Source organism: Janthinobacterium sp. PSRC1-1 (assembly GCF_049897525.1).
Taxonomy (GTDB): Bacteria; Pseudomonadota; Gammaproteobacteria; order Burkholderiales; family Burkholderiaceae_D; genus Janthinobacterium; species Janthinobacterium tructae.
This window is the reverse complement of the sequence record NZ_JAFCWK010000010.1, coordinates 108,412-133,941: the sequence shown is the minus strand read 5'-3', so window position 1 is coordinate 133,941 and position 25,530 is coordinate 108,412. Positions and strand designations below refer to the sequence as shown.

The window sequence follows — 25,530 nt, the reverse complement described above, 5'->3', positions numbered from 1 at the left end:
TAGGCTGAGCCGACCAAGGGCCTTGCTAACGCAAGGCCCTTTTTTTCGTCCAAAGATCGCCATGCCAAGCGAGAGACGAAAAAAAAAGGAGCGTCAGCTCCTTTTCCGTACCTGCACAACTGCTTTTATGCAGTTGCTTCACCGCCCAATGCTTCGACCACGTCGGCCATCAGCTTGGCGAGCTCGCCCGTCATCAGCATCAGGTCGCCGTCGAAACGCTCGTCGTCGTTCTTCGTGCTCGATTCCGTTTCCTTGATCACGTCCAGCGGCTTGACGCTCTTGATGGCCAGGGACTCCGTCAGCACGAACGAAATCTTGTCGTTCCACGTCATGGCCAGGCGCGTGCACTGCTTGCCGGCCGCGATGTGGCGGCGCACGTCGTCCGCTTCCAGCGTGTGGCGCACGTAGCGCACGGTGGCCTTGCTTTCGCCCGTGGCGCGCAATTCCGTGTCCATGTCGACCGTGAAGCCGGCAGGCGCATCGTCGGCCTGCAGCCATTCCGTCATCACCGCCACGGGCGAGCGCTGCACGCGCAAGCTTTCCAGTGGCAGTTTGTCCACGGCTTTGAGCAACAGCTTGATGACTTCATCGGCTTTTGCCGGGCTGGCGGCATCGACCACCAGCCAGCCATTGACGGGGTCGATCCACGTCCAGACATTGCTGCGGATGCTGAAGGCGCGCGGCAGCAGCTCGTCGGCCACGCGTTCCTTCAATTCTTTCATGGCCTTTTTACCGGGCGCGAAGCCTTGCGCTTCTTCCATCTCGGCAGCGCGGGCCTTGGCCACCTGGTTGATGACGGTCGCTGGCAACAGTTTCTTTTCCGTGCCCAGCAAGATCAGCATTTGCTTGTTGACCACGTGCACCAGGCCGCCGTTCGGGCGTGGCGTATCCCAGCCCTGGCGCATCAGATCCATGCTGGTCGCCGGCGTAAATTTGTTCGAGGACAAGGCCTCTTCCAGTTGTTCTGGCGTGTAAGCCCATGGTGCGGGCAGGCGGTAAATCTGAAGATTCTTGAACCACATAGTTTTTGTCTTCCGTTTGTTTCAGTAGTGCCAGGGGAACGCCATTCTACACTTTCGACGTGAAAATGCCGTCAAAAGCGCGGTCCGGCGCGGTATGTATCTTGCAGGAAACGCCGCTAGCGTCTGGGAAACAGCTCCGCCTGGGCCGGTACCTGCCGCGTCACCACGGCCGGATCGGACAAGGTCGAGATGCGCACGCCCAGCAGGCGGATTTTCTTTTCAAATGGCACGCGCCGCAAGCAATCGCGGCTGGCGCGCAGGATGGCGGCGGCGTCCGCCGTGGCGCTGGGCAAGGTGATGTCGCGCGTGACGGTGCTGAAATCCTCGAAGCGCAGCTTGATGCCCACCGTGCGCCCCGCCAGCGATTGTTTGTCCAGGTCGCCCGCCACGCGCGTGCACAGGCTTTCCAGCTTTTCCGACAGGGTGGCGCGGTCGCGCACCACCTGCAAATCGCGCTCGAACGTCGTTTCGCGGCTGACGGACTTGGTTTCCCGGCTCGTCTGCACGGGACGCTCATCGATGCCCAGCGCCGCTTGGCGCAGCCAGCCCGTGTACAGGTCGCCGAACTGCGTGCGCAGCATGGTCAGATCGGCGCGCGCCAGCTCGCCGATGGTATTGACACCCAGCGCTTCCAGCTTGGCCGTGGCCTTCGGGCCGATGCCATTGATCTTTTTTGCCGGCAAGGGCCAGACGCGCGTTTCGACATCCTCGGGCGACAAGATGGTGAGTCCGTCGGGCTTTTCCAGGTCGGAACAGATTTTTGCCAGCAATTTGTTGGGCGCCAGGCCGACCGAGCACGACAGGCCCGTCGCCTCGAACACGGCCGCCTTCAGGCGCGCCGCCATGGCCGGCGCCTGCTCGCCGTATTCGGTGAGGTCGACATAGATTTCATCGATGCCGACGTTCTGGATGATGGGGCACAGCTGGGCCACGGCTTGCTTGAAGCGGGCCGAATACTCGCGGTAAGCCTCGAAGTCGGCGGGCAGCAGGATGCTGTCGGGCGCCAGTTTGGCCGCCTTCATGATGCCCATGGCGGAAAACACGCCAAACTTGCGCGCCGCGTAGGTCGATGTGGTGACGACGCCGCGCCCCACGTAGTCGCGCATGCGCGCAAACTGCCGCGTGCCATCTTCCTGCAGCACCGGTTGCTGCAGGCGCCCGCCGCCGATGACGACGGCTTCGCCGCGCAATTCGGGATATTTCAGCAGTTCCACGGAGGCAAAGAAGGCATCCATGTCCAGATGGGCTATCCAGCGGCGGGCGGGTGGCTCGGGAAGTGGGGAGGCAGATGTGGTCAAGGACACCTCGCGGCAGGATACTGTAGTTATATACAGTATCGCTGGAAATGCCTGTGGATGCAAGTTGAAACGCACACGCACCGCAGTTGCTTTTCTCAATGGCAAGATTACAATCCTGACACAACTATTCAAAGGAGTCGCCTTGTCCATTACCCATCACGCTGCGCGCCGCCGGTCCGCCTGGTTATCCATCTTGCCGGCCCTGCTGTTGTCCACCCTGGCGCCATCCGCGCTGGCCGCCGACGCCGCCACCGCCCCCGTGGCCGCCAAGACAGCCTGGCAGGAAACGCGCCACGGCACGCTCGTCACGGACGACTACCGCTGGCTGCAAAAGAAGACCGATCCTGCCGTGATCGACTATCTGAATGCGGAAAACGCCTACACGGCGGCCGTCACGGCCCCGATCCAGCCGCTGGCCGACAAGCTGACGGCGGAAATCAAGGGCCGCATGCAGGAAGTGGACCTGTCCGTGCCTGCGCGCCAGGGTAACTTTTACTATTACACGCGCACGGAAGCGGGCAAACCAATACCCGCTGCACTGCCGCCGCCCTGTCGGCGCACATGGCGCCTACGATGCGCAGGCAGCTGAGGAAATCCTGCTGGACCAGAATCAATTGGCCGAAGGCCACAAATTCTTTGCCGTGCGCGCGTTTGCCATCAGCCCGAATGAGCAATTGCTGGCCTACACCACCGACACGACGGGTTTCCGCCAGTACGAACTGCATGTCAAGGATTTGAAAACGGGCAAGTTGCTGGGCGACACCATGCCGCGCGTCACGTCGCTGGCCTGGGCGGCGGACAACGCCACCCTGATGCTGGCCCAGGAAGACGCCACCACCAAGCGTTCGGACCGCTTGTTCCGCCTGGCCCTGGGCGGCACGCCGCAGCAGGTCTATCACGAGCCGGTGGAACAGTTCGCCATCGGCGTGAGCCGCACGCGCGACCATCGCTACTTTGTGCTCACCGCGCGCAGCACGGATACCAGCGAAGTGCTGCTGTTGCCAACGAACCAGCCGCAAGGCCATTTCCAGAGCGTGCTGAAACGCGAAAAAGGCCACCGCTACGGCATCGAGCACCGCGACGGCCAGCTGTATATCCTGACCAACAAGGACGCAAAGAATTTCCGCGTCGTCAGCGCGCCATTGTCTGCGCCGCAGCCGAAACACTGGAAACCCGTCGTGCCGCACAACAAGGATGCCGTGATCCAGTCCATCGACGTCTTTCAGGGCTACCTGGTGGTGATGGAAAAGGCGCGTGCCCTGAACCGCGCGCGCATCCTTGATTTCACGCACAAGAAGTGGAAGACGGTGCAGTTCGACGACCCCGTCTACCTGGCCACGGCGGCCGGCACGCCGGAGTTTTCCGCCACGCAATTTCGCATGTCCTACCAGTCGCCCGTCACGCCGCCCACCGTCATCGACGTCAGCATGCAAGACGGCAAGCGCACGGTGCTCAAGCAGCAGGAAATCGTCGGCGGCTTCGATGGCAGCCGCTACACCACGCAGCGATTGTGGGTGACGGCGCGCGATGGCGTGCAAGTGCCGTTGTGGATCGTCTACAAGAAAGGCGTAAAGCTCGACGGTTCCGCGCCGCTGCTGCTGTACTCGTACGGCTCGTATGGCATTTCCACGGAAGCGAGTTTTGCCATCAGCCGCATCAGCCTGCTGGAGCGGGGCGTCATCTATGCGCAGGCGCATATCCGCGGCGGCACGGACATGGGCGAAGCGTGGCATGAAGACGGCATGCTGATGAAGAAGAAAAACACCTTCAATGACTTCATCGACAGCGCCGACTATCTGGTGGGCGAAAAATGGACCAGCCCGAACCGCCTGATCATCCAGGGCGGCAGCGCCGGCGGCTTGCTGATGGGCGCCGTCGTCAACATGCGCCCCGAGCTGTTCCACGCCGTGCACGCGGCCGTGCCGTTCGTCGACGTGATGAACACCATGATGGACGCCAGCCTGCCGCTGACGACGGGCGAATACCTGGAATGGGGCGACCCGAACCAGAAGGCGGCCTACGACTACATGCTCAGCTACTCGCCTTACGACAACATTGCGCGCAAGAATTATCCTGCCATGCTGGTGACGACGGGCCTGAACGACAGCCAGGTCATGTACTGGGAACCGGCCAAGTATGTGGCCAAGCTGCGCGCGCATAAAACGGACAGCAATCCATTGCTGCTGAAAACGAATATGGGCGCCGGCCACGGCGGCGCTTCCGGCCGCTACAACGCCATCGCCGAGAATGCGTTCAATATGGCGTGGATGCTCTCCCAATGGAATATCACGGAATAATGTGAAAAAAGCGCTTGCAGAAGGATTTTAGCCATCCTATAATAGCGCCTCTTCCAGACGTGGTGACAAACGTCGGGATGGTTTTCTGAGACAAGCAACGGGTGCTTAGCTCAGTTGGTAGAGCGGCGCCCTTACAAGGCGTAGGTCGGGAGTTCGAGCCTCTCAGCACCCACCAAATCAGAAAACTGTCCAGTGCTTCATGGATCAGCAATACAGATCATACGAGCTTGGAGTGGTAGTTCAGTTGGTTAGAATACCGGCCTGTCACGTCGGGGGTCGCGGGTTCGAGTCCCGTCCGCTCCGCCAATAAAAGAAAAGCCCTTTGGTTCTCTGAACCGAAGGGCTTTTCCCATTTCAGCAGTCAAAAACACGTCATGACTCCCTCGCTTGAACATTTTTGCGCTTTTCAGCAAAAAAACTGCTTTTCGCCCTCAAGAATAGTTGCACAAGCACGAAAGCGCCCCCTATAATAGTGCCTCTTCCAGACGTGGTGACAAACGTCGGGATAGTTTTCTGGGTATGCGGGTGCTTAGCTCAGTTGGTAGAGCGGCGCCCTTACAAGGCGTAGGTCGGGAGTTCGAGCCTCTCAGCACCCACCACCAATACAGAAAATTATCCAGTGCTTCATGGATCGGCAACACAGATCATACGAGCTTGGAGTGGTAGTTCAGTTGGTTAGAATACCGGCCTGTCACGTCGGGGGTCGCGGGTTCGAGTCCCGTCCGCTCCGCCAATAAAAGAAAAGCCCTTTGGTTCTCTGAACCGAAGGGCTTTTCCCATTCTGGGGCCTGACCCCGGCTGTTAGAATCAGCGCTCCTCCTGACTCTGCCGCTCCTGCCTGATGCGCCTGCCACACAGTCTTTCCCCCTACCTCGTCCTGCGCTTGCGCCTGGCCCATCATGCGTTGCTGCAATTTGCCGCCAGCCTGGCCAGTTCCATGGAAATCCTCGTATTCCTGGCCGGTCCTGTCTTGCTGGGTTTACTCAGCGTCATCGCCCTGCCCGGCTTTCTTGCCGTGAGCCTGCCCTGGTCCGCCGCCCTGGGCGTGATCAGCGCGCAAATCCTGCTGACCTGCCTGCCCGCCTGGCTGCTGCGCAAGCGCCTGCTACCGGCGAATACCGCCGCCTGGCTGCGCCAGCTGCCCTTGCCGACGCGTTTGCGCTGGCAAGCCGACGTGGCCGTGGCCGGTGTGCTGATGCTGCCGCTGGGCCTCGCCTATGCCGTCTCGGCCAGCATCTGGCTGCTGCAGTCGCCGCCGTGGCTGCGCCCGGTTGTCGTGCCCGGCATGGCCGCCACCGTCGCGACCTGGCTGCTGGCCTGGCTGCTGACGACGCTGATCGTGGCGCAGCGCCTGCGCGCGCCACGCCCCGCACAAAGCGCGCGCCCGCCCACGATGACGGCCTATGTGCCGCAGCCTCGCCGCTGGCGCAGCGTATTCCTGTGGCGCCAGCTGTTCTGGCTGCCGTTCTGGCGCAACGACAATGTGATCGGCATCCAGCAAAGCGTGCTGCTGGCCACGGCTGGCGCCAGCATGCTGGCCTGGCTGCTGCGCGCACCGCTCGTGCCCGCCCCACTGCTGGGTTTGCTGGCCAGCGCCAGCCTGATCATTGTGACGGACCGCGGCGACAAGGCCGTGCGCGAACAGATCGCCGTGCTGCGTCCATCGCTGAACGCCTGGCCCCTGGCCAGCACGGGCTTGACGCGCCTGGCTTGCGCCGCCAGCCTGCTACCCGCCTTTGCCGTGCTGCTGGCGGGCGCCGTCTTGCTGTACGCCGTCGATCCCGCCGCCTTGCAGCAGCGCGTGACCACGGTCTACGCCCTCACGGCCAGCGCGGCTCTGCTGGCCATCGTCGGCCTGCCCCGCCTGACGGCGCGCGGGCGTGTCGTCCTCGTCGTTTTCTCCATCCTTGCCTTGAGCGCCATCGGAAGCGAATTATGGAATTGAATGCCTCTTCTCCTACCCTGCACATCGAACACCTCGATTTTCACTTCCCCACGCACAGCGTCTTCCAGGGCTGCAATCTGCAATTTGGCCCCGGCATCACCTGGCTGCGCGGCGCGAACGGGGCCGGCAAGACGACCTTGCTGAAGCTGGCGGGCGGCGCCCTGCTGCCCGCGCGCGGCGCCATCCGCCTCAATGACGTCGACAGCGGCTTCATGCCGCTGGCCTACCGCGCGCAAACCTTCTATTGCGGCGGCGACCTGCCCGCCCTGCCCTGGCTGCAAGTGCACGAATTTCTCGACCTGCACCTGGCCCTGTATCCGGGCAGCGACCAGGCCCTGCTGAACGACGAGCTGAGCGCGTTTTCCCTGACGTCCACCTTGCAGCAAAGCATCACCGCCCTGTCCCTGGGCCAGCACAAAAAACTGCAACTGGCGCTGGCCCTGGCCTTGCCCGTGCGGCTGCTGCTGATCGATGAACCGTTCAATGGCCTCGACGCATCCGCCATGGCGTACTTGCGCGCTCGCCTTGCCGATCCCGTTCGCCTCGCGCGCCAGTGCATCGTGCTGACCAGCCACCTGGCGCCGGACGTGCCGCTGGCGGCGACGGTGGAAATATAGACAGGAAATACAACTTTGCAAATCGGCCAAGAAACGCTTACGATGCCGTGCTGCAAAAACCGGCGATCCCGGTGCAGCTACGACAACAACACGGCGCGCTTATTCACCGCGCCGGGCTTATTCCTGGAGATGACTATGTTGAACACCCCCCGCAGCGCTGTGGCGATGCTGTGCGCCGCCCTTGCCGCCTTTGCCACCTCGGCCATTGCCGCCGGTCCCACGGGCACGCCCGCCGACTATGGCAGCAGCGCCCCGCACGCCGCCGCGCAGCGCAGCATCGAGCTGCAGCCCGACACGCGCCACGTCAACGTCACGCGCGGCGAAACCGTCACCATCGCGCGCGCCGGCCAGCGTTTTACCTGGCACGTGCAAACTTTTCACCATCAAACGACATTCGCCCTGAGCGAGATCGCGCCGCAGAACATGCCCGTCGATGGTATTGAAGTCTATGTGGCCGCCAACCCGCTGTACGCAGGCAGCTAAGTTTCCTCTACGCATAAAAAAACCGGAAGGGCCTCGCGGCCGTTCCGGTTTTTCTTGATATGGCGAATAGTTACGCCGTCAGCGCTTCTTTCACTGCGGACTCTTCCACCACTTCCTCGTCATCCGAGCGGATCAGATGGTCAAAGGCGGACAGGGCTGCCTTGGCGCCTTCGCCGGTGGCGATGATGATCTGCTTGTACGGCACCGTGGTGACGTCGCCGGCCGCAAAGACGCCGGGGATCGAGGTCTGGCCGCGGGCATCGACTTCGATTTCGCCGTGGCGCGACAGTGCCACCGTCCCCTTCAGCCATTCCGTGTTCGGCACCAGGCCGATCTGCACGAAGACGCCTTCCAGCTCGACCTTCTTCGACTCGCCGCTGACCCGGTCCGTGTAGCTCAGGCCATTGACGATCTTGCCGTCGCCGTGGATCTCGGTGGTTTGCGCCGAGGTGATCACGGTCACGTTAGGCAGGCTGTGCAGCTTGCGTTGCAGCACCGCATCGGCACGCAATTCCGCGCCGAACTCGATCAGGGTCACGTGCTTTACCAGGCCGGCCAGGTCGATCGCCGCTTCCACACCCGAGTTGCCGCCGCCGATCACGGCCACGCGCTTGCCCTTGAACAAGGGGCCATCGCAGTGCGGGCAGTAGGCGACACCGTGGTTGCGGTATTCCTTCTCGCCCGGCACGTTGATTTCGCGCCAGCGGGCACCGGTGGCCAGGATCACGGTCTTGGCTTTCAGGATAGCGCCATTCGCCGTTTCAATCTCGATCAGCTTGCCTGGCGTCAGCTTGCTGGCGCGCTGGGTGTTCATGATGTCGACGTCATAGGTCTTGACGTGCTGTTCCAGCGCCATGGCAAACTTCGGACCATCGGTTTCCTTGACGGAAATAAAATTCTCGATGGCCATGGTGTCGAGGGTCTGGCCGCCGAAACGCTCGGCCAGCACGCCCGTCTTGATGCCTTTGCGGGCCGCGTAGATGGCCGCTGCCGCGCCGGCAGGACCGCCGCCGACGATCAGCACGTCAAAGACATCTTTCTTGCTCAACGCTGCCGCCTGGCGGGCGCCGGCGTTGGTGTCGAGCTTGGCGAGGATTTCCTCGACATTCGTGCGTCCCTGGCCAAAATGCTGGCCATTCAAGAACATCATCGGCACGGCCATGATCTGGCGCGCTTCCACTTCTTGCGGGAACACGCCGCCATCGATGGTGGTGACCTTGATGCGCGGGTTGATCACCGCCATGGCATTCAAGGCCTGCACCACTTCCGGGCAGTTATGGCAGGAGAGCGAAATAAACGTTTCAAACTCGTAATCGCCGTCGAGGTTGCGGATCTGCTCGATCACGGCGTCGTCGAACTTGATGGTGTGGCCGCCCACTTGCAGCAGCGCCAGCACCAGCGAGGTAAATTCGTGGCCCAGCGGCACACCGGCGAAACGCACGCCGATGTCGGAGCCGGTACGGTTGATGCTGAATGACGGGACCCGTACGCCAGCGTCAAGGCGCTCGACCAGCGTGATCTTGTCGCTCAACAGGACTATCTCCTGGAGCAATTCCTTCATCTCGCGGGCTTTTGCGCTGTCATCGAGAGAAGCGACCAGCTCAAGCGGATACACCACTTTTTCCAGGTAGGATTTCAGTTGGGTTTTGAGGGTGGCATCTAACATGATTTTTTCTTCCTTTACAAATATTTAGGCGAATGCCGGGCCGGACGCCCGGTCCGGCATCGCGGTAACTACTTGTTTGCTACGTGGTGCATCGAAACTTAGATCTTGCCAACCAGGTCCAGCGATGGGGTCAGCGTTGCGGCGCCTTCCGTCCATTTGGCTGGGCACACTTCGCCTGGGTGAGCGGCAACGTATTGAGCTGCCTTCACTTTGCGCAACAGTTCCGATGCGTCACGGCCGATGCCGTTGTCATGCACTTCCAGCACTTTGATGAAGCCGTCTGGATTGATGACGAAGGTACCGCGCAGTGCCATGCCTTCTTCTTCGATCATGACTTCGAAATTGCGCGACAGGGTGCCGGTCGGGTCGCCGATCAGTGCGTATTGCACTTTCTTGATCGCGTCCGAGGTGTCGTGCCATGCTTTGTGCGCGAAATGCGAGTCGGTCGAGATGCCGTAGACATCGACGCCCAGCTTCTGGAACTCGGCGTGGTGATCGGCCAGGTCTTCCAGTTCGGTTGGGCAAACGAAGGTGAAGTCGGCTGGGTAGAACACGAATACCGACCACTTGCCTTTCAGCGACGCTTCCGTCAGGTCGACGAATTTGCCATTGTGGAATGCGGTTGCCTTGAATGGTTTAACTTGGGTATTGATGAGCGACATAATCATTTCCTCTCGTGTGGTGAATCAGTAAGACTCTAGTGTAAGGGGTTTTAACCCATATGCAAAATTGATTGTCACAATAGTTTCAATTAGTTTTAGCTATCGCGGCACCATGGGAACTCCATGATAGGCAGTTCCCACGGGATTGGATAGCGGTGACAGTGGATACCCCTGCCGCCGCCAGGTGTTTAGTTCTTGAGTTCTTCCGGTACCTTGCCGCCGTTTTCGGCCAGCTTGATCATTACCTGGCGGTGCAGCCAGATATTCATGCTGGCCGAATCGTTGGTGTCGCCCGTGAAGTGCAGCTCTTGCGCCAGTTCCTTGCGCGAAGCCAGGCTGCTGTCGAGTTGAAGCAGTTTCATCAGGTCGACGATGGACGTGCGCCAATTGAGTTTTTCCGCGTTCTTGCTGGCCAGGTCAACCAGCACCACTTCCACGTCCACCACCGGCACGGCAACCGCTGGAGCAGCGGCGGCTGCCGGTGCCGCCGCCGCTGGCGCGTCGGTAGCGGCCGCTGGCGTGGCTGCCGGAGCAGCGTCGGACGCATGGTGGAAGATTTTGTTATAGATATTGCTGAAAATGCCCATGAGGTCACCTCGAGTTGAGTGAATGGAAGAAGGATTGCCTGCGCGCCCGGTTCATGACGCGAACCGGTGACAGCTGGAGCCGGGCGCAGGCGCCAGCCTGTCGAGTATAAGCCCGTTCAGGCCGGAGGCCCTGTCCCGCAGGCTTGCGTAAAATCTGGTGGCGGGGCGCGCCGGTTTCAAGGGTGCAAGGGCCGCGCCAGGGCCGGCATGCTGGCATTGATGGGGGAAAGCGCGGGGCGTCAGGGCGCCTGGGCAGGCGCGGCAGGGACCGGGCGGGCAAGGGCGAGGCGATGGCGGCCGCAGCGCTTGCCGATGCCGCATTACGTCAATGCGGGCAATGCCGGGAAGGTGGTGGGCGCGCGATCGCGCCATGCCTTGCGTTAGAACACGACGCCGGCCACCAAAATGATGTTGGCGTACGGACTGCACTCGCCCGTGCGCACGATGGCGCGCGCGCCCTTGCTCAATTGCTTGAACTCGTCGTGCGTCACCTGGCGCGCATCGGGCACAGCCAGGGCCGCCACCTGCGCCGCCATGGCCGGATTATGCTGCGGCAACTCGCTGGCGAGCAGATGGTATTCCACCTGCATTTCGCTCAGCACCGTGTTGACGGTGTCGATGAAGCCGGGGATGCCGCGCGTCAGGGCCAGGTCGATCAGAGGCACGCCCGGCTGCGAGGGCAAGCCCGCGTCGCCGATGACGAGCATGTCGCCATGACCGAGCGATGCGATCATTTGCGACAGCGCAATATTAAGCAGCGGTGTTTTTTTCATCAGAACAGCTCGTGCAAGTGGGGGATCGAGGTTTGCGCACCGGGCTTGGTGACGCTCCAGGCGGCCGCGCGCTGGCCTTGCTGGATCGCTTCGGCCTCGTCCATGCCGGACGCCAGGCCCGCCACGAAGCCGCCGATGAAGGTGTCGCCGGCGGCCGTCGTGTCGACGGCTTGCACCACTTCGGCCGGGAAGGTGAAATCGCCGCCATACAGGGCCGCGTGCACGCCCTTGGAGCCGAGCGTGATGATGACGTTGTCGCTGCCCAGCTTTTGCAGCGCGGCCGCCAGCGCCTGGACGTCCGCGCCCTCCGGGCTGACGCCGGCCAGCATGGCCGCTTCGATTTCATTCGGAATCAGGTAGTCGACCAGTTCCAGCACGCCTGCCGGCAGGCTGGCGGCCGGGGCCGGGTTCAGCACCACGGTCTTGCCCAGCGAACGGGCCAGTTTAATGGCGTGCACGACGGTGGCCATCGGCGTTTCCAGCTGCAGCACGACGATATCGGCCTGCTCGATCAGCTCTTTTGCCGCGTCGATATGCGCGGGGCTCAATAAATCGTTGGCACCGCCGGCGATGACGATGCTGTTCTGGCCGTTGTCGTCCACGAGGATCGAGGCGATGCCGGACGCCACGCCAGGCAAGGTCGTGACGTGGCTGTCGATGATGCCGTCGCCCACCAGCGCCGCGCGCAAGGTCGCGCCGAAGGCGTCGTCGCCCACGCAGCCGACCATGGCCACTTGCTGGGCGCCCGCCACCTTGCCGCTCAGGCGCGCGCAGGCCACGGCCTGGTTGGCGCCCTTGCCGCCAGGAATGGTGCGAAACGCGCCGCCCGTCAGGGTTTCGCCGGGGAGGGGCATGCGCGGCACGCGCAAGACCAGGTCCATATTGATGCTGCCGATAACCACGATCATGATGTCATTCCCATCAGTTCAGTTGCAGGTGAAGAAGTAGGTGCGGAAGAAGGTACTGTGGCGGCGGCGCTGGAGCCGCGCACGTGCAGCTCGGGTGCGATGCTGCGCTGCTGGCGCGGCAAGGCGGGATCGGCGATGCGCGCCAGCAGACAGGCAGCCGTGATATGGCCCAGCTCGCGCGTGTTTTGCGCCACGCTGCTCAAGGCCGGATGCACAAAGCTGGCCAGGTCGATATCGTCGAAGCCGACGACGGCCAGTTCGGCCGGCACGGCAATGCCCCGTTCGGCGGCGGCGCGCAGGGCGCCAAAGGCCATCAAATCATTGCAGCAGAACAAGGCGTCCGGGCGCTGGCCTGGCGGCAGCGCCAGCAAGTCCAGCGCGGCCGCATAACCGCCCGCGCTCGTAAAATCGCCATGCACGCACAGGGCGTCGGCCAGGACCACGCCCGCATCCGCCATGGCGCTGCGCGCACCGGCGATGCGCTCGTTGGAAATGCGCACTTCGCGCGGGCCGGCGATGCAGGCGAGGCGCCGGCGTCCCAGGCCCAGCAGGTGATGCGCGGCGAGGGCACCGCCGGCGCGGTTGTCGACGGCCACGGCATCGATGGACAGGTCGCTGGGCGCGCGGTCGAGCAGTACGGCCGGCACCTTCATCTTGCGCAGCAGTTCGCCATCGCTGTCGGCCAGCGCGGACAGGATCAGGCCGTCGCAGCGTTTGGTCAGCAGCACGTTCAGGTAGTCGCGCTGCTTGACGGGGTCGTCATCGGAATTGCACAAAATCACGCTGTAGCCGGCCGCGTAGCAGCTATCCTCGATGCCGCGCGCCACTTCCGAAAAATACGGATTCGTATTATTCGGAATGATCAGGCCGATGGTGCCCGTGCTGCGGCTGCGCAGGGAGCGCGCCAGCGCGCTGGGCACGTAATGCAACTGCTCCGCCGCCGCCAGCACGGCGCGGCGCGCCGCGTCGCTGACGGGGCGGGTATTGTTGAGGACGTGCGACACGGTGGTAAACGACACCCCCGCCGCCTGCGCCACTTGTTTGATCGTTGCCATGGGCCAGTATTATGAACGCTCGCCGCGGCGGCGGTAAGTGTCGAGCACCACGGCGGCGACGATCACCAGGCCCGTGACGATGCGTTTCACGGGTTCGGACACGCCCACCTGCGCCAGGCCCGCTTCCAGCACGGAAATGATCAACACGCCGATAAACGTGCTGATGACGGAACCGCGCCCGCCCATCAGGCTCGTGCCGCCGATCACGACGGCGGCGATCACTTGCAATTCCATGCCCACGCCGCCGTTCGGGTCGGCCGCTTCCAGGCGCGAGACCTGGAACAGCGCGCCCACGCCGGCCAGAAAACCCATCAGCGCAAACACCAGCACTTTTGACGGTTTCGTATTGATGCCGGACAACCGCACGGCTTCTTCATTCGTGCCGATGCCGATCCAGTGGCGTCCCAGCACCGTGCGCGTGAGCACCAGGTGGCCGATGACGACAATGGCGATCGAGGCGATGAAGGCGGGCGACAGGCCGAAGGCGATCGGCGAGCTGATGCCGTCAACGGCGCTGCCGATGTATTCCGTGCGCGAATTGGTCACCTGATAGGCCAGGCCGCGCGCCATTTCCAGCACGCCCAGGGACACAATGAACGAGGGAATGCGCCAGCCAACGGAAATGAGGCCAGTCGTCGCACCGCACAGGGCGGCGACGAACATGCCTAGCAGGGCCGCGCTCCACACGGGCCAGCCCCAGTGCACGACGGCCAGCGACAGCACGGAAGCGGCCAGCGCCATGACGGAGCCGACGGACAAATCGATGCCGCCGATGATCAGCACGAACGTCATGCCGACGGCCATCACCACCAGGGTCGGGATGTTGTTCGACAGGGTGCTGAGGGTCGCCAAGGTAAAAAAGTTTTCGCTGGCAAACGAGAACAGCACGCACATGGCGAGCAAAGCGCCGATCAGGCCCGCATAGTTTTTCAGGTCGGCCAGGCTGCGCTGCAGATATGAAGGAGAGGAATGGGTGGTCATGGGAATCTTTCCGGCGGATCAGGCCGCAGCTGGAGTGGAAGTGGGGGTCAAATAGCCGGAGAAGGCGGCCGACAGCAGCGCGTCCTGGCTCCAGGCGCCGCGCTCGAAGGTCTCGACGATGCTGCCGGCGCTCATCACGGCGATGCGGTCGCAGATCAGCATCAGCTCGCGCAAGTCGCTCGAGACGATGACGAGGCCCTTGCCCTGGCGCGCCTGTTCAGCCAGCACCTGATAAATATCAAACTTGGCGCCGATATCGATGCCGCGCGTGGGTTCGTCGAACAGCATCACGGGGCAGTCGCGGTACAGCCAGCGGGCGATCACCACCTTTTGCTGGTTGCCGCCGGAGAGCTCGGCCACCGTTTGCGCGCTGTTGCGCGAGCGGATGCCCAGGCGCTCGATGTAATCGTCGGCCACCGTCGCTTCGGCCGCGTCGTTGAGCCAGCCGGCGCCACTGACGGTGTCGAGCGAGGCCAGGGTTGTGTTGACGGCGATGGACTGGCGCAGCAACAAGCCCTGTCCCTTGCGGTCTTCCGTGATCATGGCGATGCCCGCTTGCACGGCTGCCTGCGGCGAGTGCAAGGCGGCGGGTACCTCGCTGTCACCGAGGAAAATTTCACCGGCGTCGGCGCGGTCGGCGCCAAAGATCAGGCGCAGCAATTCCGTGCGGCCCGAGCCGATCAGGCCGGCGATGCCGAGGATTTCACCGGCGCGCAAGTCGAAGGAAGTCGGGTTGACCACCTTGCCGCGCGCCAGTCCGCGCACGCGCAGCAACGGCGCGCCTAAGGTGCGCCCGCTCAGGTCGACGGCGTCATCGGCCGAACGGCCCACCATCAGGCTGACCAGGTCGGCGGCGGAGTGGCCGGCGATGTCGTCGTCGCACACGAGCTGGCCGTCGCGCAGCACGGCGATGCGGTCGGCTACGCGCTTGAGTTCTTCCAGGCGGTGCGAAATATAGATGATGCACACGCCTTCGGCTTTCAGGCGCTCGATTTGCAGAAACAGCAATTCCACTTCGCGGTGCGTCAGCATGGCCGTCGGTTCATCGAGCACCAGCAGGCGGCAGGAACCAATCAAATTGCGCGCGATCTCGATCATTTGCTGGTGGCCGATACCGAGTTCGCCGACCAGGGTCCACGGGTCGAGTCCGCCCAGGCCCACTTGCTCCATCTGCTCGCGCGCGTCGCGTTCGAGGCGCGTACGGTCGATGAAGCCGAAGCGCTGCGGCAAATTTTTCAGGTACAGGTTTTCCGCGATCGACAGGGTGGGAATCAAGTTGAGTTCCTGCATCACCATGCGGATGCCCAGCGCCTCGGCGGCGCCGCGCGAGGCGGGCTGGTAAGGCTTGCCGTCGAGCAGCATGGTGCCCGTCGTGGCTTGCTCCAGGCCGCAGATGATCTTCGACAAGGTGCTTTTGCCGGCGCCGTTTTCGCCCGTCAGCGCCAGCACCTGGCCAGCGGCGAAGCGCAAGCCCACGCCGCCCAGCACGGGGCCGACATAGGACTTGCCGATGTTATCGAGCGTTAACAGGGGAATGGCGGCTGGCGCCGGGGGTATGTCGGTAGGCATGATAAAACTCCGCGGTAGTGGCGGCGGGGCCGGCGCCGCCTGCTCGGTGAGCAAGCGCCGCCGGCCCCGGCGGGATCAAACGATCAGGCGATCAGGACTTGGCGCCCTTGGCGACCAGTTCGACCTTGGTTTCGATGACGCCACCGAGCTCGGCCTGTTTCTTCTTCTGCGCCAGCGCTTTCAGCACGGTCTCGATGCCGAACACGGCTTGCTGCGAACCGAACTGGTCGGCGGTGGCCAGCACGCGGCCATCGGCCAGCATCGGCTTGATGGCGTTGATGTTGTCGTAGCCGACGACCAGCACTTTGCCCGTCTTGCCGGCCGCCTTGATGGCGGACACGGCGCCGATGGCCATGTTGTCGTTACCGCACAGCAAGGCCTTGATATTCGGGTTGGCGTTCAGCATGGCGGCCGCCACCGTGTTGGCGGGAGCGATTTCCCACTGGCCCGACTGCACGCTGACGACTTTCGCACCGGCCGCGTTCATGGCGTCCTGGAAACCCAGGGTACGCTGCTGCGCGTTGTAGGTGGTGGAGACGCCTTCGATGATGCCGACGGGGTCGCCCTTCTTGATCTGCTTGGCCAGATAGTCGCCGACCACCTTGGCGCCCTTGCGGTTGTCCGGACCGACGAACGGCACGGTGATGCCCTTCTCTTTCAGGGCGCCCTCATCGAGCTTGTTGTCGATATTGACGACGATGATGCCTGCGTCGATGGCCTTTTTCAGCACCGGCACCAGCGCTTTCGAATCGGCCGGAGCGATCACCAGCGCGTTGACGCGCGAGACGATCATTTGTTCGACCAGCTTGATCTGGCTCGACGTATCCGTTTCATCCTTGATGCCGTTCGACAGCAAGTCGTACTTGGCGGCATTGGCCTTCTGATGCGCCTTGGCGCCGTTTTCCATGGTCAGGAAAAATTCATTGGCGAGCGACTTCATCACCAATGCGACCTTTGGTTTGGCAGGTGTCTGCGCCATCGCCGGCACGGCGGGCAAGGCACACACCAGGACAGCGGCGGCAATCATTTTCAGGCGAATACGGGATGTCATGAGCGTCTCCAGAGTTGTTGGTCAAGCACGTGTAGAGCATGCTTTTATGGAATTTCATTACGCGCAAACGTTTGCGCGCAGCGAATAGTGCCTCAATGCGCCATATCAGTGCAAGCAAAACTGTATGTGCGGTGCAGCAAAAAGGGAGCGCCCAGAGGGGAACGGGCAGGCCGATGCGATCATCCTGCCGAGGGAAACTGCGCGGCAGTCAGGACGTTGTTGCGGGACGGGCGCTGGCCCACTGCACCGCCAGCACGCTGGCCAGCACCAGCAGCAAGCCCAGCATCGACCAGCCCGTCATGGCCTGGCCCAGCAAGGCCCAGCCCAGCACGACGGCCATCAGGGGACTGAGCAGTCCCAGCGAGGACACGGCCACGGGCGACAGCCTGGCGATGCCGCGGAACCACAGCGCATACGCCAGCAGGGCGCCGGCCAGGCACAGGTAGGCGTAGGCCAGGACTTGCTGCGCGGACAAGGCCGGCAACGGTGCATCGGCCAGCCAGGCGACGGGCGCCAGCATCAGACCGCCGAGCAGCAATTGCCAGCCCGTCAGCGCCAGCACGGGCAAGTCCGGCTTCCAGCGCCGCGTCAAATACGTGCCGGCCGCCATGCAGGCCGTGCCGCCCAGCGCGGCGGCGATGCCGACGGGTTCCCACACCGTGCGCGGCGACAACAACAAGACGCCCATGCCGGCCACGCCCAGCACGCTGGCCCCCAAGGCCAGGCGGGCTGGGCGGCGTCCTTCCACGCCCCAGGCCAGACCCATCACCAGCAGCGGCTGGATGGCCCCCACCACGGCCGCCAGGCCACCCGGCAAGCGGTAGGCGGCGACGAACAGCAGCGCCTGGAACACGCCGATATTCAGTGCGGAAAGAATCAGCACGCGGCCCCAGTCGCGCCGCGCGGGCAGGCGCCGCATCAGCAGCAGCAACAGCAAGCCAGCCGGCAACACGCGGATCATGGCCGCCGTGAAGGGCCGGTCCGGCGGCAGCAGTTCGGACGTGACGATATACGTGGAACCCCAGATCAGGGGCGCCAGCGCCGTGAGCAGAATGTCGCCCCAGGCGGGACGGGCAGAAGAAGAGGTCATGCGACTATCTCGACATTAAGATAAAAGTCCAGTGTGGACGCGGACTATCTTGATGTCAAGACAAATTGACGTGTGCGCCGCTGCCTGGCGGGCGTAAAAAAAACCCGGCATGGCCGGGCTTCGGGGACTGCGCCAGGCGGCAAGCGGCGCCACCCGGCTCGCCGCTTAATCGCGCATGCGCCGCAGGGTTGTCACCCGCATGCCGCCCATGCTGATCTGCGCCGTGCTGCCATCGTCACTGACGATAATGTCCATGGCCGCATCGCCGGCGCCTTCCGGCGTGATCGTCACGGTATTGCCTTTGGTGGTGAAGGTAGCCTTGGTCGAGGTCCCGTTATTGATCACGCTGTCACTTGTAAATTCCAGGACATTGCCCATCGCCGCCTGCCATTTCCCCACCGCCGGGTGGCCGCCAAAGCGGAACGCGCTCTTCAGCTTGTCCAGCATGCCCGCACCCTGCACCGCCGGCGCTTTGCCTATCACACCGGTCATGGCCGCCTGGCTCATCTGCGCTTCGTCGATGACTTGCCATTGCTTGTCGACCAGCGCCAGCGGCAACCGCACTTCCAGGTCGCCGTCCGGCAAGCGTTGCAGGATCAGTGCCCGGTCCGCCGACTTGGCGACCCACGCCGCCTCATCGGTCAATGCCAGGGTGGCCTTGGCCATTGCCACCTGCTGTGCGCCCAGGTCGCGCACCTGATCGTAGCCGCTGACCTTGGCCACTTTCACGCCCTTGGCCACGCACAGCTTGTCGCCGCGCAAGGCCGCCTTGCCCGGAGCGGCCAGCGCGTAGACAAATTGCGATTGCGCAACCCAGCCACCGCTGCTTTGTTCGACGGGAGCGGCGTACAGCCCGCTGCGCACGAGGATATCGAGCCATTGCCGAGTGGAACTGTCGTACGCGGCCACGCGAATTTCTTCCTTCTGGTACGGCAAGTTGGTCAAGCAGAGCAACTTGTCGCGCGCCGCCTCGTCGGCCGTCAGGTGGGCATCGATGGCGCGGCTGAAACTGCTGGCCGAGGCCGCTTCGGGCGCCAGCAGCCACGCCAGGGCGCCACCGGCCACGATGACTGCCGCCAGCACGCCGCCGGCAATCATGACGTGGCGCCGCTGTACGCCGGCGCCGACCGGACTGGCCGGCGCCGGTGCTGCCGCTGCCGCGGCAGGCAAGGTATTGCCGCATTCATCGCAAAAGCGCGCGCCCGGGGCATAGGCCGTGCCGCATTTGGTGCAGAAGTGAGCCATGGTGTGCCTTACTTGAGTTTATGCGCGCATTCGCCGCAGAACACGTCATCGGACGCGACCGGTGCCTTGCAGCTCGGGCATTGCAGGCTGTCTGCCGGCGCAGCGGCTGGCGCTGCCGGGGCGGCTGGAGCGGCTGGGGCCGTCGCCTGCTCGGCCAGGGCGCGCGCACGTTCACGCGCTTCCTCGGCCTTTTTCTTGACCACGGCCAGGCCATCGTTCAGGCTCGCTTCCGAGGCACTGAAATCGACATTGCGCGTGGCGTTCAGGTAAATGATGCACACGCCCTTGGTGAAGATCAGGCCAGGCACAACGGCCGCAGCCGCCATCAGCAAGCCGCCGCCCAGGCCGGCAGCGATGATATAGCCGGAACCGCTGCCGCCACCCAGACCCGAGGCCAGCGCGTACATATTCATCTGGCCGCCCAGACCCAGGATGCCAGCCGACATGCCCGTGGTCAGCGACACGCCCGTGCCCAGCACGCCAAAGATCAGCAGCGCGGTAAACGACGTGATCAGGAACAGCAGCACTTCCAGCAGGATCACCGACACCAGCTTGGTGCGCACGATCAGGTTCAGGCGGGCAATGATCTGGAACACGCTGGCGCCCGACCAGGCGGCAGGGCCGGCCAGCGGCAGCATCACGTAGAACAGCGCAAACACCAGCACGCCCAGCACGATGGCCGACAAGGGGAAGACCACCGCGTACAGCACGGGGCCCAGCACGGGGATCTTGCAGACGAACAAGATGATGGCGATGGCGATCATGGCCGCCAGCACGATCAACAATTCCAGGAAGACGACCGCGATCAGGCGGTGGCTGGTGACCAGCGAGACGAGCACGGCATCAACCAGGCTCATGCCAGGCTGGCCCTGCGCATCGCGCATCAGCAGGATGCCCACGGCGTTGGAACCGTAAAACATCACCAGGAAGGCCATCAAGCCGCCCAGGAAGGCCAGCACGACACTGCTCATGCTGCCGGCGAGCATCGTCAGCACGCCACCGACGAGCACGGCGCCGATGAAGGTCAGGGCCAGCAGGGCAATCGCGCGGAAATTCTTGATGGCGTCGGTCGCTTCGATCAGCGATCCCACGGCGGAGGAAAAGGGAAACGGTTTATGTGCTTCTGTGGAAATGGTCATGTCTAGCCTGGAAGGAGGAAATCGGGATGGGACGGCCTGCCTGGCCGCCCCGTGGTATTTAGTAGGCCAGCGCCAGTTGCAGCTCGCTCGCAGGCGCCTGGCGCTGGACGATCTGCAGTTTGACGTCCTGGCCGCCGACACGCTTGCTGTTCAGGTACAAGGCGGTACGCACGGGGTAAATGCCCTGCGGCACGCCTTCGGGCATGGGAATCGAGAAGCCGCCTTTGTAGGCGCCGCTGCCGTTATTGCTGCTGACCACCTTGCGCACAGTTTTGATCAGGTCGCCATTTGGCTTGTACAGGCTCAATTCTTCTTCCACCAGCGGGTTCGGATCGCGCGTGCCGGCGGCCACTTCGATATACGAATTGGTCTGCGCCTTCTGGCCCGGACGTACGGAGGATGGCGTAAAGGCCGTCTCATACTTCACCAAGGTCGACTGCTCGGGCAGCTTGCCCTTGTTGGCCACCTTGTAGTCGGCCTGCACTTGCTGCGCCGTCTTGACTTGCTGGCTTTGATAATTCAAGGCCACGCAGGCGAGTGCGCCCAGGCTGGCGCCCAGGGCCGCGCCGCGCACGGTATTCGTGCCACCGCCCAGCAAGCCGCCCACGACAGCGCCGATGCCGGCCAGCATGGCCGTATTGCATTCACCGCTGGCCGCTTCCGTGCCTGCGGTGGTGGTGCCGGTGGCGCCAGGGCCACCCGGCGCGGCGCAACCGGCCAGCATCGAGGACACAACCAGCAGCGCTACCATGGGCTTGGCAATTTGTTTCAAGTTTTTCACGTTATTCTCCGGGAGGAACAAAATAGGGGGAAGGCAAGCAGCGCGGCTTACTCGATCTGGATTTGCGACAGCGCCTTGTCTTGCGCGTCTTTCGCCTTGCGCTTGATGTCGAGCGCGTAGCGGTTGCCTTTGTCCATGCGCAACACGGCATTCGCGTTGGCAATGGCACAGTCGTATTTGCGCTGGCTCATGCAGTGGCTCGCTTCCGACAGGCTCTCCGTGATCACGCTTTCCAGCCCGGCAGCCTTGTTGACAGGCGCGGCTGGCGGTGCTGCCTTGACGGGCTTGGCCGGTTTTTCCACGATGGGGGCAGGCGCTGGCGCTGGTGCAGGCTCGGGCGCGGGTGCAGGGCTGGCAACCGGTGCGGGCGCCGGGGTGGGCGCCGCTGGCGTCACGGCAGGCTCGGCCGCCGTGGCGCCATCGAGCGCAGGGTCGCTGATGACCAGCGGCTTCTCGGCGGCAGGCGCAGGTTCCGGCGGCACAGTTGGCGCCGATTCCGGCGCCGCAACAGGCGGCTTGCCTGACAAGAAATAGTAAGCGCCCGCACCGCCGAGCACCACCACCACGGCGACCGCCGCGGCGATCAGCTTGATGCGGTTGCCGCCTGTCGGGATGTCAGCCGGCGTGTCGGGAACACTGTCCGGCACGCGTGCGGGAATGGCTCCCGGTTCCGGTTCCGGTTCCGGCGCAGGTGCGGGCACAGGATCGGCACGGCGCTTTTCCAGCACGGGCGGTGGCGGTGGCGGCGCGACCGGTTCCGGGATGAAAACGGGAACGGGTTCCGGGATAGCTTCGGCGATTACGGCCTCCACTGGTACGGCGACCGGCAGCGGCGGCGGCACCGGCGCCACGGCAAAACTGAACGCGCACTTGGGGCAGAATCTGGCATCAGCCTTGCAATCATGGCCGCACTGGCCACAGGATTTGCCTGGCAGCGGGGTGGCAGCGGTCGCGGCAACGGCAAACGTCGTACCGCAGGAAGAACAGAATTTGGCACCCGGTTTATTCTCGGCCTGGCAGGAAAGGCATTTCAATTGGCATCTCTTTTCATATCAACGCTGACGCCGTACGCCTGTAGCGCTTGCCAGAATGGCAGCTTTGTTGCCGTACGGCTAAATATGCAACGAGTATATTTTCAAACAGCAAGTTGCCACAAGAGAAAATTGTCTTTTGCTCTATTCATTTTTTAAATATTGGTAAAAATCCTGCCGCCAAGGAGGTCTCGCGCACCACCTTGGTGCGCGGAAAGCAAAAAACCCGGCAACGCAGTGTGCGTTGCCGGGTTTTCAGGCCATGCCCGAGGGCCGAAGGTCGCTTACTTGCGCCCGCCGCGTGCCGGCGCGGCATGGCCGCCCTTGGCAGGCGGCTTGCTGCCACGGCCCATCGGCACGGCGGCCGGCTTGGCCTTCGTCTTGATGGTCGACAGGATCGATGGGCGCACCTTCGACTCGACGGCGGTCGCTTTGGGCGCGGCGGCCGTGCCGCCCAGGGCGATGCGATTCTTGCCCGGCGTGACCTTGAACTTGTCCGGCGTGCCGGCGCCATGCGTCTGGCGGCTGCGTTCGCCTGCGGCCAGGCCGCCCGACTCGGACGAGGTCCAGGCAGGAATCAAGTGCTTGTCGCCATTGCCGATCAAGTCGCCACGCCCCATGTTGACCAGCGCTTCGCGCAAAATCGGCCAGTTGGCCGGGTCCTGGTAGCGCAGGAAAGCTTTATGGGTGCGGCGGATCTTGCCGCTGCGCGCCGTTTCCACCACTTCCGAGTCAGCCGTCACCTTGCGCAAAGGATTCTTGCGTGTGTGATACATGGTCGTGGCCATGGCCATCGGCGTGGGCATGAAGGTTTGCACCTGATCCAATTTAAAATTGTTCTTCTTCAGCCACAGGGCCAAATTGAGCATGTCCAGGTCCGTCGTGCCCGGATGGGCCGCGATGAAGTACGGGATCAAATACTGCTTCTTGCCCGCTTCCAGCGAGAAACGGTCGAACATTTCCTTGAACTCGTCATACGCGCCGATGCCGGGCTTCATCATCTTCGACAAAGTGCCCTCTTCCGTGTGCTCGGGCGCGATCTTCAACAAACCGCCGACGTGGTGCGTGACCAGTTCCTTCACGTATTCGGGCGAACGCACGGCCAGGTCATAGCGCAAGCCCGAGCTGATCAGCACTTTCTTGATGCCGGGAATGGCGCGCGCCTTGCGGTACAGGGAAATGAGCTTGCTGTGGTCCGTGCCCAGATTCACGCAGATGGACGGGTACACGCAGGACAGCCGGCGGCACGACACTTCGATCTCTTTGTCCTTGCAGGCGAGGCGGTACATATTCGCCGTCGGGCCACCCATATCGGAAATGGTGCCCGTAAAGCCTTTGGTTTTATCGCGGATATGTTCAATCTCGCGCAAGATCGACGGTTCCGAACGGCTCTGGATGATGCGGCCTTCATGCTCCGTGATCGAACAGAAGGTGCAGCCGCCGAAGCAGCCGCGCATGATGTTGACGGAAAAACGGATCATTTCCCAGGCGGGAATGTGCGCCTTGCCATAGCTCGGGTGCGGCGCGCGCGCGTAATTCATGTCGTACACGCCATCCATCTCGTCCATGGCCAGCGGCAGCGGCGGCGGGTTGAGCCACACGTCGCGTTCGCCGTGCGCCTGCACCATGGCGCGCGCATTGCCGGGATTCGATTCCAGGTGGAACACGCGCGAGGCGTGCGCATACATGACCGGGTCATCCTTGACGACGTCGTAGGCGGGCAGGCGCACGACGGTCTTGTCGTGCTTTTCCTTGGCCATGGCCAGGCGCTCTTCGCGGCTCATGATGCGGATCGGCTTGATGACTTCGGCCGATTTCGAGGCATTTTCCGTGGCGCAGGCGGTCTTGTCTTCCTGCACCATCTCATACGGGCTGTAGTGCGGATCGACCTTGCCGGGCACATCGACGCGGGTGGAATTGTGCACACCCCAGTCGTCGCCGGGCAGCCAGCCGGACGGCACCATGAAGGCCGTGCCGCGCAAGTCGCGGATATCCTTGATGGCTTCGCCGGCAGCCAGGCGGTGCGTCAGGTCGACCAGCGCCCGTTCGGCATTGCCGAAGATCAGCAGATCGGCCTTGGAATCGGGCAAGACGGAACGGCGGACCTTGTCCGACCAATAATCGTAATGGGCGATGCGGCGCAACGACGCTTCGATGCTGCCGATCACCACCGGCACGTCGGGATACGCTTCGCGCGCGCGCTGGGCGTACACGGTGACGGCGCGGTCCGGGCGTTTATTCGGTTCGGCATTCGCCGTGTAGGCGTCGTCGGAGCGGATCTTGCGGTCGGCCGTGTACTGGTTGACCATGGAATCCATGTTGCCGGCCGTAATGCCGTAGTACAAACGCGGCTTGCCGAGGATGCGGAAGGCGTCGGCCGACAGCCAGTCGGGCTGGCTGATGATGCCGACGCGGTAGCCTTGCGCTTCGAGCAGGCGGCCCACCAGGGCCATGCCGAAACTCGGATGGTCGATGTAGGCGTCGCCCGTGACGAGGATGACGTCGCACTGGTCCCAGCCCAGCGCGTCCATCTCGGCACGCGACATCGGCAGGAAAGGCGCCACGGCAGCGCGGGCAGACCGCTTGGGAACGGTCGCAAATAAATTGGTAGGGGAGCTCATAGGGTACGGATTGTACCGGAATTGGCCATTTCCAACCTGACGGCCTGCTTTTTACTGTTGGATTTCAGTACAAAAAACGTTTATTTTTCAACTACTTGGGACAAATGGGGCAGACCCGAGGGGGCAATGCGCCCCAGTGGGGTGCATTGCGATCGCGAAGCGACTGCCCCCGATCAGATACCCATATTCGCTAAAATCTCACCCAACTCCCGCAGCGCCGGCTCCAGTTTCGGGTGCTTGACGGCGAACTTGGCCGACAATTCCTGGCTGCGCTCGGCCAGGCCATATGTGGTCGACTCTTCGTCCTGTTCCTGCGCGGCGCGCTTTTCCAGCAGTTGCTGAATATCACCATTGAGCTTTTGCAGCAAACCATGCGTTTCTTCATCCACAGGATCGCCAGATGCGATGGTCGATTGCAGCTGTTGCAGCGATTCCTTGAGTTTGCTATCCATATCTTTTTCCTGTCAGTCAGTAAATTGCGTGTCCAGAAACAATTGTTCCACCTTGCTCCTGGCCCACGGGGTCTTGCGCAAAAACTTCAGGCTCGACTTGATGCTGGGATCGCTGATGAAGCAATTGATATCGATGTGCTTGCTCAGACCATCCCAGCCGTAATGGCATTGTAGACGCGTCAGGATGGTTTCCAGCGTGAGGCCCTGCAGTTCCTTGCTCATGGCTTTATCTTACTCGTAAAAGTTGGCAGGCACGA

Annotated in this window: 23 protein-coding genes, 4 tRNA genes and 2 pseudogenes; 9 read left to right on the top strand and 20 right to left on the bottom strand. The window is 63.0% G+C overall.

The window, feature by feature from the left end:
* Positions 1-125: 125 nt before the first annotated feature.
* Together ACP7DW_RS21010 and dinB are read right to left on the bottom strand one after the other, a co-directional pair.
* A complete protein-coding gene (locus ACP7DW_RS21010; protein WP_071075042.1) occupies positions 126-1,022 on the bottom strand; it encodes a recombination-associated protein RdgC in 897 nt (298 codons plus the stop codon).
* 116 nt (positions 1,023-1,138) lie between these two features.
* Complete coding sequence (dinB, locus tag ACP7DW_RS21005; protein ID WP_426056453.1) at positions 1,139-2,320, bottom strand: DNA polymerase IV; 1,182 nt, start codon at positions 2,318-2,320, stop codon at positions 1,139-1,141.
* Here dinB and ACP7DW_RS21000 point away from each other — a divergent pair.
* From ACP7DW_RS21000 to ACP7DW_RS20960, 9 genes and pseudogenes are all read left to right on the top strand, one after another.
* A pseudogene (locus tag ACP7DW_RS21000) lies at positions 2,256-3,723 on the top strand (hypothetical protein); the annotation flags it as partial. The gene dinB and the pseudogene ACP7DW_RS21000 overlap by 65 nt on opposite strands.
* Complete coding sequence (locus tag ACP7DW_RS20995) at positions 3,700-4,617, top strand: prolyl oligopeptidase family serine peptidase (protein ID WP_426085229.1); 918 nt, start codon at positions 3,700-3,702, stop codon at positions 4,615-4,617. The pseudogene ACP7DW_RS21000 and the gene ACP7DW_RS20995, both read left to right, overlap by 24 nt.
* Positions 4,618-4,716: 99 nt before the next feature.
* Positions 4,717-4,792: transfer RNA gene (locus ACP7DW_RS20990), tRNA-Val, on the top strand.
* Positions 4,793-4,846: 54 nt separating this feature from the next.
* Positions 4,847-4,923 (top strand) — tRNA-Asp (locus ACP7DW_RS20985).
* A 217-nt stretch (positions 4,924-5,140) separates the two neighbouring features.
* Positions 5,141-5,216: transfer RNA gene (locus ACP7DW_RS20980), tRNA-Val, on the top strand.
* A 57-nt stretch (positions 5,217-5,273) separates the two neighbouring features.
* Positions 5,274-5,350, top strand: a tRNA-Asp gene (locus ACP7DW_RS20975).
* Between the two features lie 108 nt (positions 5,351-5,458).
* Complete coding sequence (locus ACP7DW_RS20970; RefSeq protein WP_426056454.1) at positions 5,459-6,562, top strand: hypothetical protein; 1,104 nt, start codon at positions 5,459-5,461, stop codon at positions 6,560-6,562.
* Complete coding sequence (locus ACP7DW_RS20965) at positions 6,553-7,179, top strand: ABC transporter ATP-binding protein (protein WP_426056455.1); 627 nt, start codon at positions 6,553-6,555, stop codon at positions 7,177-7,179. Before ACP7DW_RS20970 ends, ACP7DW_RS20965 begins: the two co-directional genes overlap by 10 nt.
* Positions 7,180-7,314: 135 nt before the next feature.
* Positions 7,315-7,662: a CzcE family metal-binding protein gene (locus ACP7DW_RS20960; RefSeq protein ID WP_426056456.1), complete on the top strand. Its 348-nt coding sequence runs from the start codon at positions 7,315-7,317 to the stop codon at positions 7,660-7,662.
* 70 nt (positions 7,663-7,732) lie between these two features.
* Here the strand turns inward: ACP7DW_RS20960 and ahpF are convergent, their stop codons facing one another.
* The 18 genes and pseudogenes from ahpF to ACP7DW_RS20870 form a co-directional block, all read right to left on the bottom strand.
* On the bottom strand, positions 7,733-9,328 hold the full coding sequence (ahpF, locus tag ACP7DW_RS20955; protein ID WP_426056457.1) for an alkyl hydroperoxide reductase subunit F: 1,596 nt from the start codon (positions 9,326-9,328) through the stop codon (positions 7,733-7,735).
* Positions 9,329-9,426: 98 nt separating this feature from the next.
* Complete coding sequence (gene ahpC, locus ACP7DW_RS20950) at positions 9,427-9,990, bottom strand: alkyl hydroperoxide reductase subunit C (protein WP_034780873.1); 564 nt, start codon at positions 9,988-9,990, stop codon at positions 9,427-9,429.
* 188 nt (positions 9,991-10,178) lie between these two features.
* Positions 10,179-10,577, bottom strand: a complete 399-nt coding sequence (locus ACP7DW_RS20945; protein ID WP_426056458.1) for a DUF3597 domain-containing protein — start codon at positions 10,575-10,577, stop codon at positions 10,179-10,181.
* Between the two features lie 380 nt (positions 10,578-10,957).
* The gene (rbsD, locus tag ACP7DW_RS20940; RefSeq protein ID WP_426056459.1) at positions 10,958-11,350 is read right to left on the bottom strand and encodes a D-ribose pyranase; all 393 of its coding nucleotides are present in this window, start codon (positions 11,348-11,350) and stop codon (positions 10,958-10,960) included.
* Entirely contained in the window at positions 11,350-12,258 is a 909-nt protein-coding gene (gene rbsK / locus ACP7DW_RS20935) for a ribokinase (protein ID WP_426056460.1), read from the bottom strand. The genes rbsD and rbsK overlap by 1 nt, the downstream gene beginning before the upstream one ends.
* Positions 12,255-13,313 (bottom strand): LacI family DNA-binding transcriptional regulator, encoded by a 1,059-nt coding sequence (locus tag ACP7DW_RS20930; protein ID WP_426056461.1) that lies wholly within the window; start codon positions 13,311-13,313, stop codon positions 12,255-12,257. Before ACP7DW_RS20930 ends, rbsK begins: the two co-directional genes overlap by 4 nt.
* Positions 13,314-13,322: 9 nt before the next feature.
* Entirely contained in the window at positions 13,323-14,294 is a 972-nt protein-coding gene (locus ACP7DW_RS20925) for an ABC transporter permease (RefSeq protein WP_086137501.1), read from the bottom strand.
* 18 nt (positions 14,295-14,312) lie between these two features.
* On the bottom strand, positions 14,313-15,863 hold the full coding sequence (locus tag ACP7DW_RS20920; RefSeq protein WP_426056462.1) for a sugar ABC transporter ATP-binding protein: 1,551 nt from the start codon (positions 15,861-15,863) through the stop codon (positions 14,313-14,315).
* Between the two features lie 91 nt (positions 15,864-15,954).
* Positions 15,955-16,914 (bottom strand): sugar ABC transporter substrate-binding protein, encoded by a 960-nt coding sequence (locus ACP7DW_RS20915; RefSeq protein ID WP_426056463.1) that lies wholly within the window; start codon positions 16,912-16,914, stop codon positions 15,955-15,957.
* A 208-nt stretch (positions 16,915-17,122) separates the two neighbouring features.
* Entirely contained in the window at positions 17,123-18,004 is an 882-nt protein-coding gene (locus tag ACP7DW_RS20910; RefSeq protein WP_426056464.1) for an EamA family transporter, read from the bottom strand.
* Positions 18,005-18,169: 165 nt separating this feature from the next.
* Positions 18,170-19,249, bottom strand: a complete 1,080-nt coding sequence (locus ACP7DW_RS20905) for a zinc ribbon domain-containing protein (RefSeq protein ID WP_426056465.1) — start codon at positions 19,247-19,249, stop codon at positions 18,170-18,172.
* A gap of 8 nt (positions 19,250-19,257) precedes the next feature.
* Positions 19,258-20,388 (bottom strand): hypothetical protein, encoded by a 1,131-nt coding sequence (locus ACP7DW_RS20900; protein ID WP_426056466.1) that lies wholly within the window; start codon positions 20,386-20,388, stop codon positions 19,258-19,260.
* 58 nt (positions 20,389-20,446) lie between these two features.
* Positions 20,447-21,169 (bottom strand): hypothetical protein, encoded by a 723-nt coding sequence (locus tag ACP7DW_RS20895; protein WP_099761587.1) that lies wholly within the window; start codon positions 21,167-21,169, stop codon positions 20,447-20,449.
* 47 nt (positions 21,170-21,216) lie between these two features.
* The gene (locus tag ACP7DW_RS20890) at positions 21,217-21,981 is read right to left on the bottom strand and encodes a hypothetical protein (protein ID WP_426056522.1); all 765 of its coding nucleotides are present in this window, start codon (positions 21,979-21,981) and stop codon (positions 21,217-21,219) included.
* Between the two features lie 114 nt (positions 21,982-22,095).
* A pseudogene (locus ACP7DW_RS20885) lies at positions 22,096-22,203 on the bottom strand (zinc-ribbon domain-containing protein); the annotation flags it as partial.
* 281 nt (positions 22,204-22,484) lie between these two features.
* Positions 22,485-24,746 (bottom strand): YgiQ family radical SAM protein, encoded by a 2,262-nt coding sequence (locus ACP7DW_RS20880; protein WP_426056520.1) that lies wholly within the window; start codon positions 24,744-24,746, stop codon positions 22,485-22,487.
* 248 nt (positions 24,747-24,994) lie between these two features.
* Complete coding sequence (locus tag ACP7DW_RS20875) at positions 24,995-25,273, bottom strand: DUF4404 family protein (RefSeq protein WP_071075022.1); 279 nt, start codon at positions 25,271-25,273, stop codon at positions 24,995-24,997.
* Positions 25,274-25,285: 12 nt separating this feature from the next.
* Positions 25,286-25,495: a VF530 family DNA-binding protein gene (locus ACP7DW_RS20870; protein WP_071075021.1), complete on the bottom strand. Its 210-nt coding sequence runs from the start codon at positions 25,493-25,495 to the stop codon at positions 25,286-25,288.
* Between the last annotated feature and the right edge of the window lie 35 nt (positions 25,496-25,530).

What these genes read in the sequence shown, in the direction of transcription:
- ACP7DW_RS21010 (WP_071075042.1), bottom strand. Translation starts at nt 1,022, where the DNA reads ATGTGGTTCAAGAATCTTCAGATTTACCGCCTGCCCGCACCATGGGCT.
- ACP7DW_RS20995 (WP_426085229.1), top strand. Translation starts at nt 3,700, where the DNA reads ATGTCCTACCAGTCGCCCGTCACGCCGCCCACCGTCATCGACGTCAGC.
- ACP7DW_RS20970 (WP_426056454.1), top strand. Translation starts at nt 5,459, where the DNA reads ATGCGCCTGCCACACAGTCTTTCCCCCTACCTCGTCCTGCGCTTGCGC.
- ACP7DW_RS20965 (WP_426056455.1), top strand. Translation starts at nt 6,553, where the DNA reads ATGGAATTGAATGCCTCTTCTCCTACCCTGCACATCGAACACCTCGAT.
- ACP7DW_RS20960 (WP_426056456.1), top strand. Translation starts at nt 7,315, where the DNA reads ATGTTGAACACCCCCCGCAGCGCTGTGGCGATGCTGTGCGCCGCCCTT.
- ahpF (WP_426056457.1), bottom strand. Translation starts at nt 9,328, where the DNA reads ATGTTAGATGCCACCCTCAAAACCCAACTGAAATCCTACCTGGAAAAA.
- ahpC (WP_034780873.1), bottom strand. Translation starts at nt 9,990, where the DNA reads ATGTCGCTCATCAATACCCAAGTTAAACCATTCAAGGCAACCGCATTC.
- ACP7DW_RS20945 (WP_426056458.1), bottom strand. Translation starts at nt 10,577, where the DNA reads ATGGGCATTTTCAGCAATATCTATAACAAAATCTTCCACCATGCGTCC.
- rbsD (WP_426056459.1), bottom strand. Translation starts at nt 11,350, where the DNA reads ATGAAAAAAACACCGCTGCTTAATATTGCGCTGTCGCAAATGATCGCA.
- rbsK (WP_426056460.1), bottom strand. Translation starts at nt 12,258, where the DNA reads ATGATCGTGGTTATCGGCAGCATCAATATGGACCTGGTCTTGCGCGTG.
- ACP7DW_RS20930 (WP_426056461.1), bottom strand. Translation starts at nt 13,313, where the DNA reads ATGGCAACGATCAAACAAGTGGCGCAGGCGGCGGGGGTGTCGTTTACC.
- ACP7DW_RS20925 (WP_086137501.1), bottom strand. Translation starts at nt 14,294, where the DNA reads ATGACCACCCATTCCTCTCCTTCATATCTGCAGCGCAGCCTGGCCGAC.
- ACP7DW_RS20920 (WP_426056462.1), bottom strand. Translation starts at nt 15,863, where the DNA reads ATGCCTACCGACATACCCCCGGCGCCAGCCGCCATTCCCCTGTTAACG.
- ACP7DW_RS20915 (WP_426056463.1), bottom strand. Translation starts at nt 16,914, where the DNA reads ATGACATCCCGTATTCGCCTGAAAATGATTGCCGCCGCTGTCCTGGTG.
- ACP7DW_RS20910 (WP_426056464.1), bottom strand. Translation starts at nt 18,004, where the DNA reads ATGACCTCTTCTTCTGCCCGTCCCGCCTGGGGCGACATTCTGCTCACG.
- ACP7DW_RS20905 (WP_426056465.1), bottom strand. Translation starts at nt 19,249, where the DNA reads ATGGCTCACTTCTGCACCAAATGCGGCACGGCCTATGCCCCGGGCGCG.
- ACP7DW_RS20900 (WP_426056466.1), bottom strand. Translation starts at nt 20,388, where the DNA reads ATGACCATTTCCACAGAAGCACATAAACCGTTTCCCTTTTCCTCCGCC.
- ACP7DW_RS20880 (WP_426056520.1), bottom strand. Translation starts at nt 24,746, where the DNA reads ATGTCGCGTGCCGAGATGGACGCGCTGGGCTGGGACCAGTGCGACGTC.
- ACP7DW_RS20875 (WP_071075022.1), bottom strand. Translation starts at nt 25,273, where the DNA reads ATGGATAGCAAACTCAAGGAATCGCTGCAACAGCTGCAATCGACCATC.
- ACP7DW_RS20870 (WP_071075021.1), bottom strand. Translation starts at nt 25,495, where the DNA reads ATGAGCAAGGAACTGCAGGGCCTCACGCTGGAAACCATCCTGACGCGT.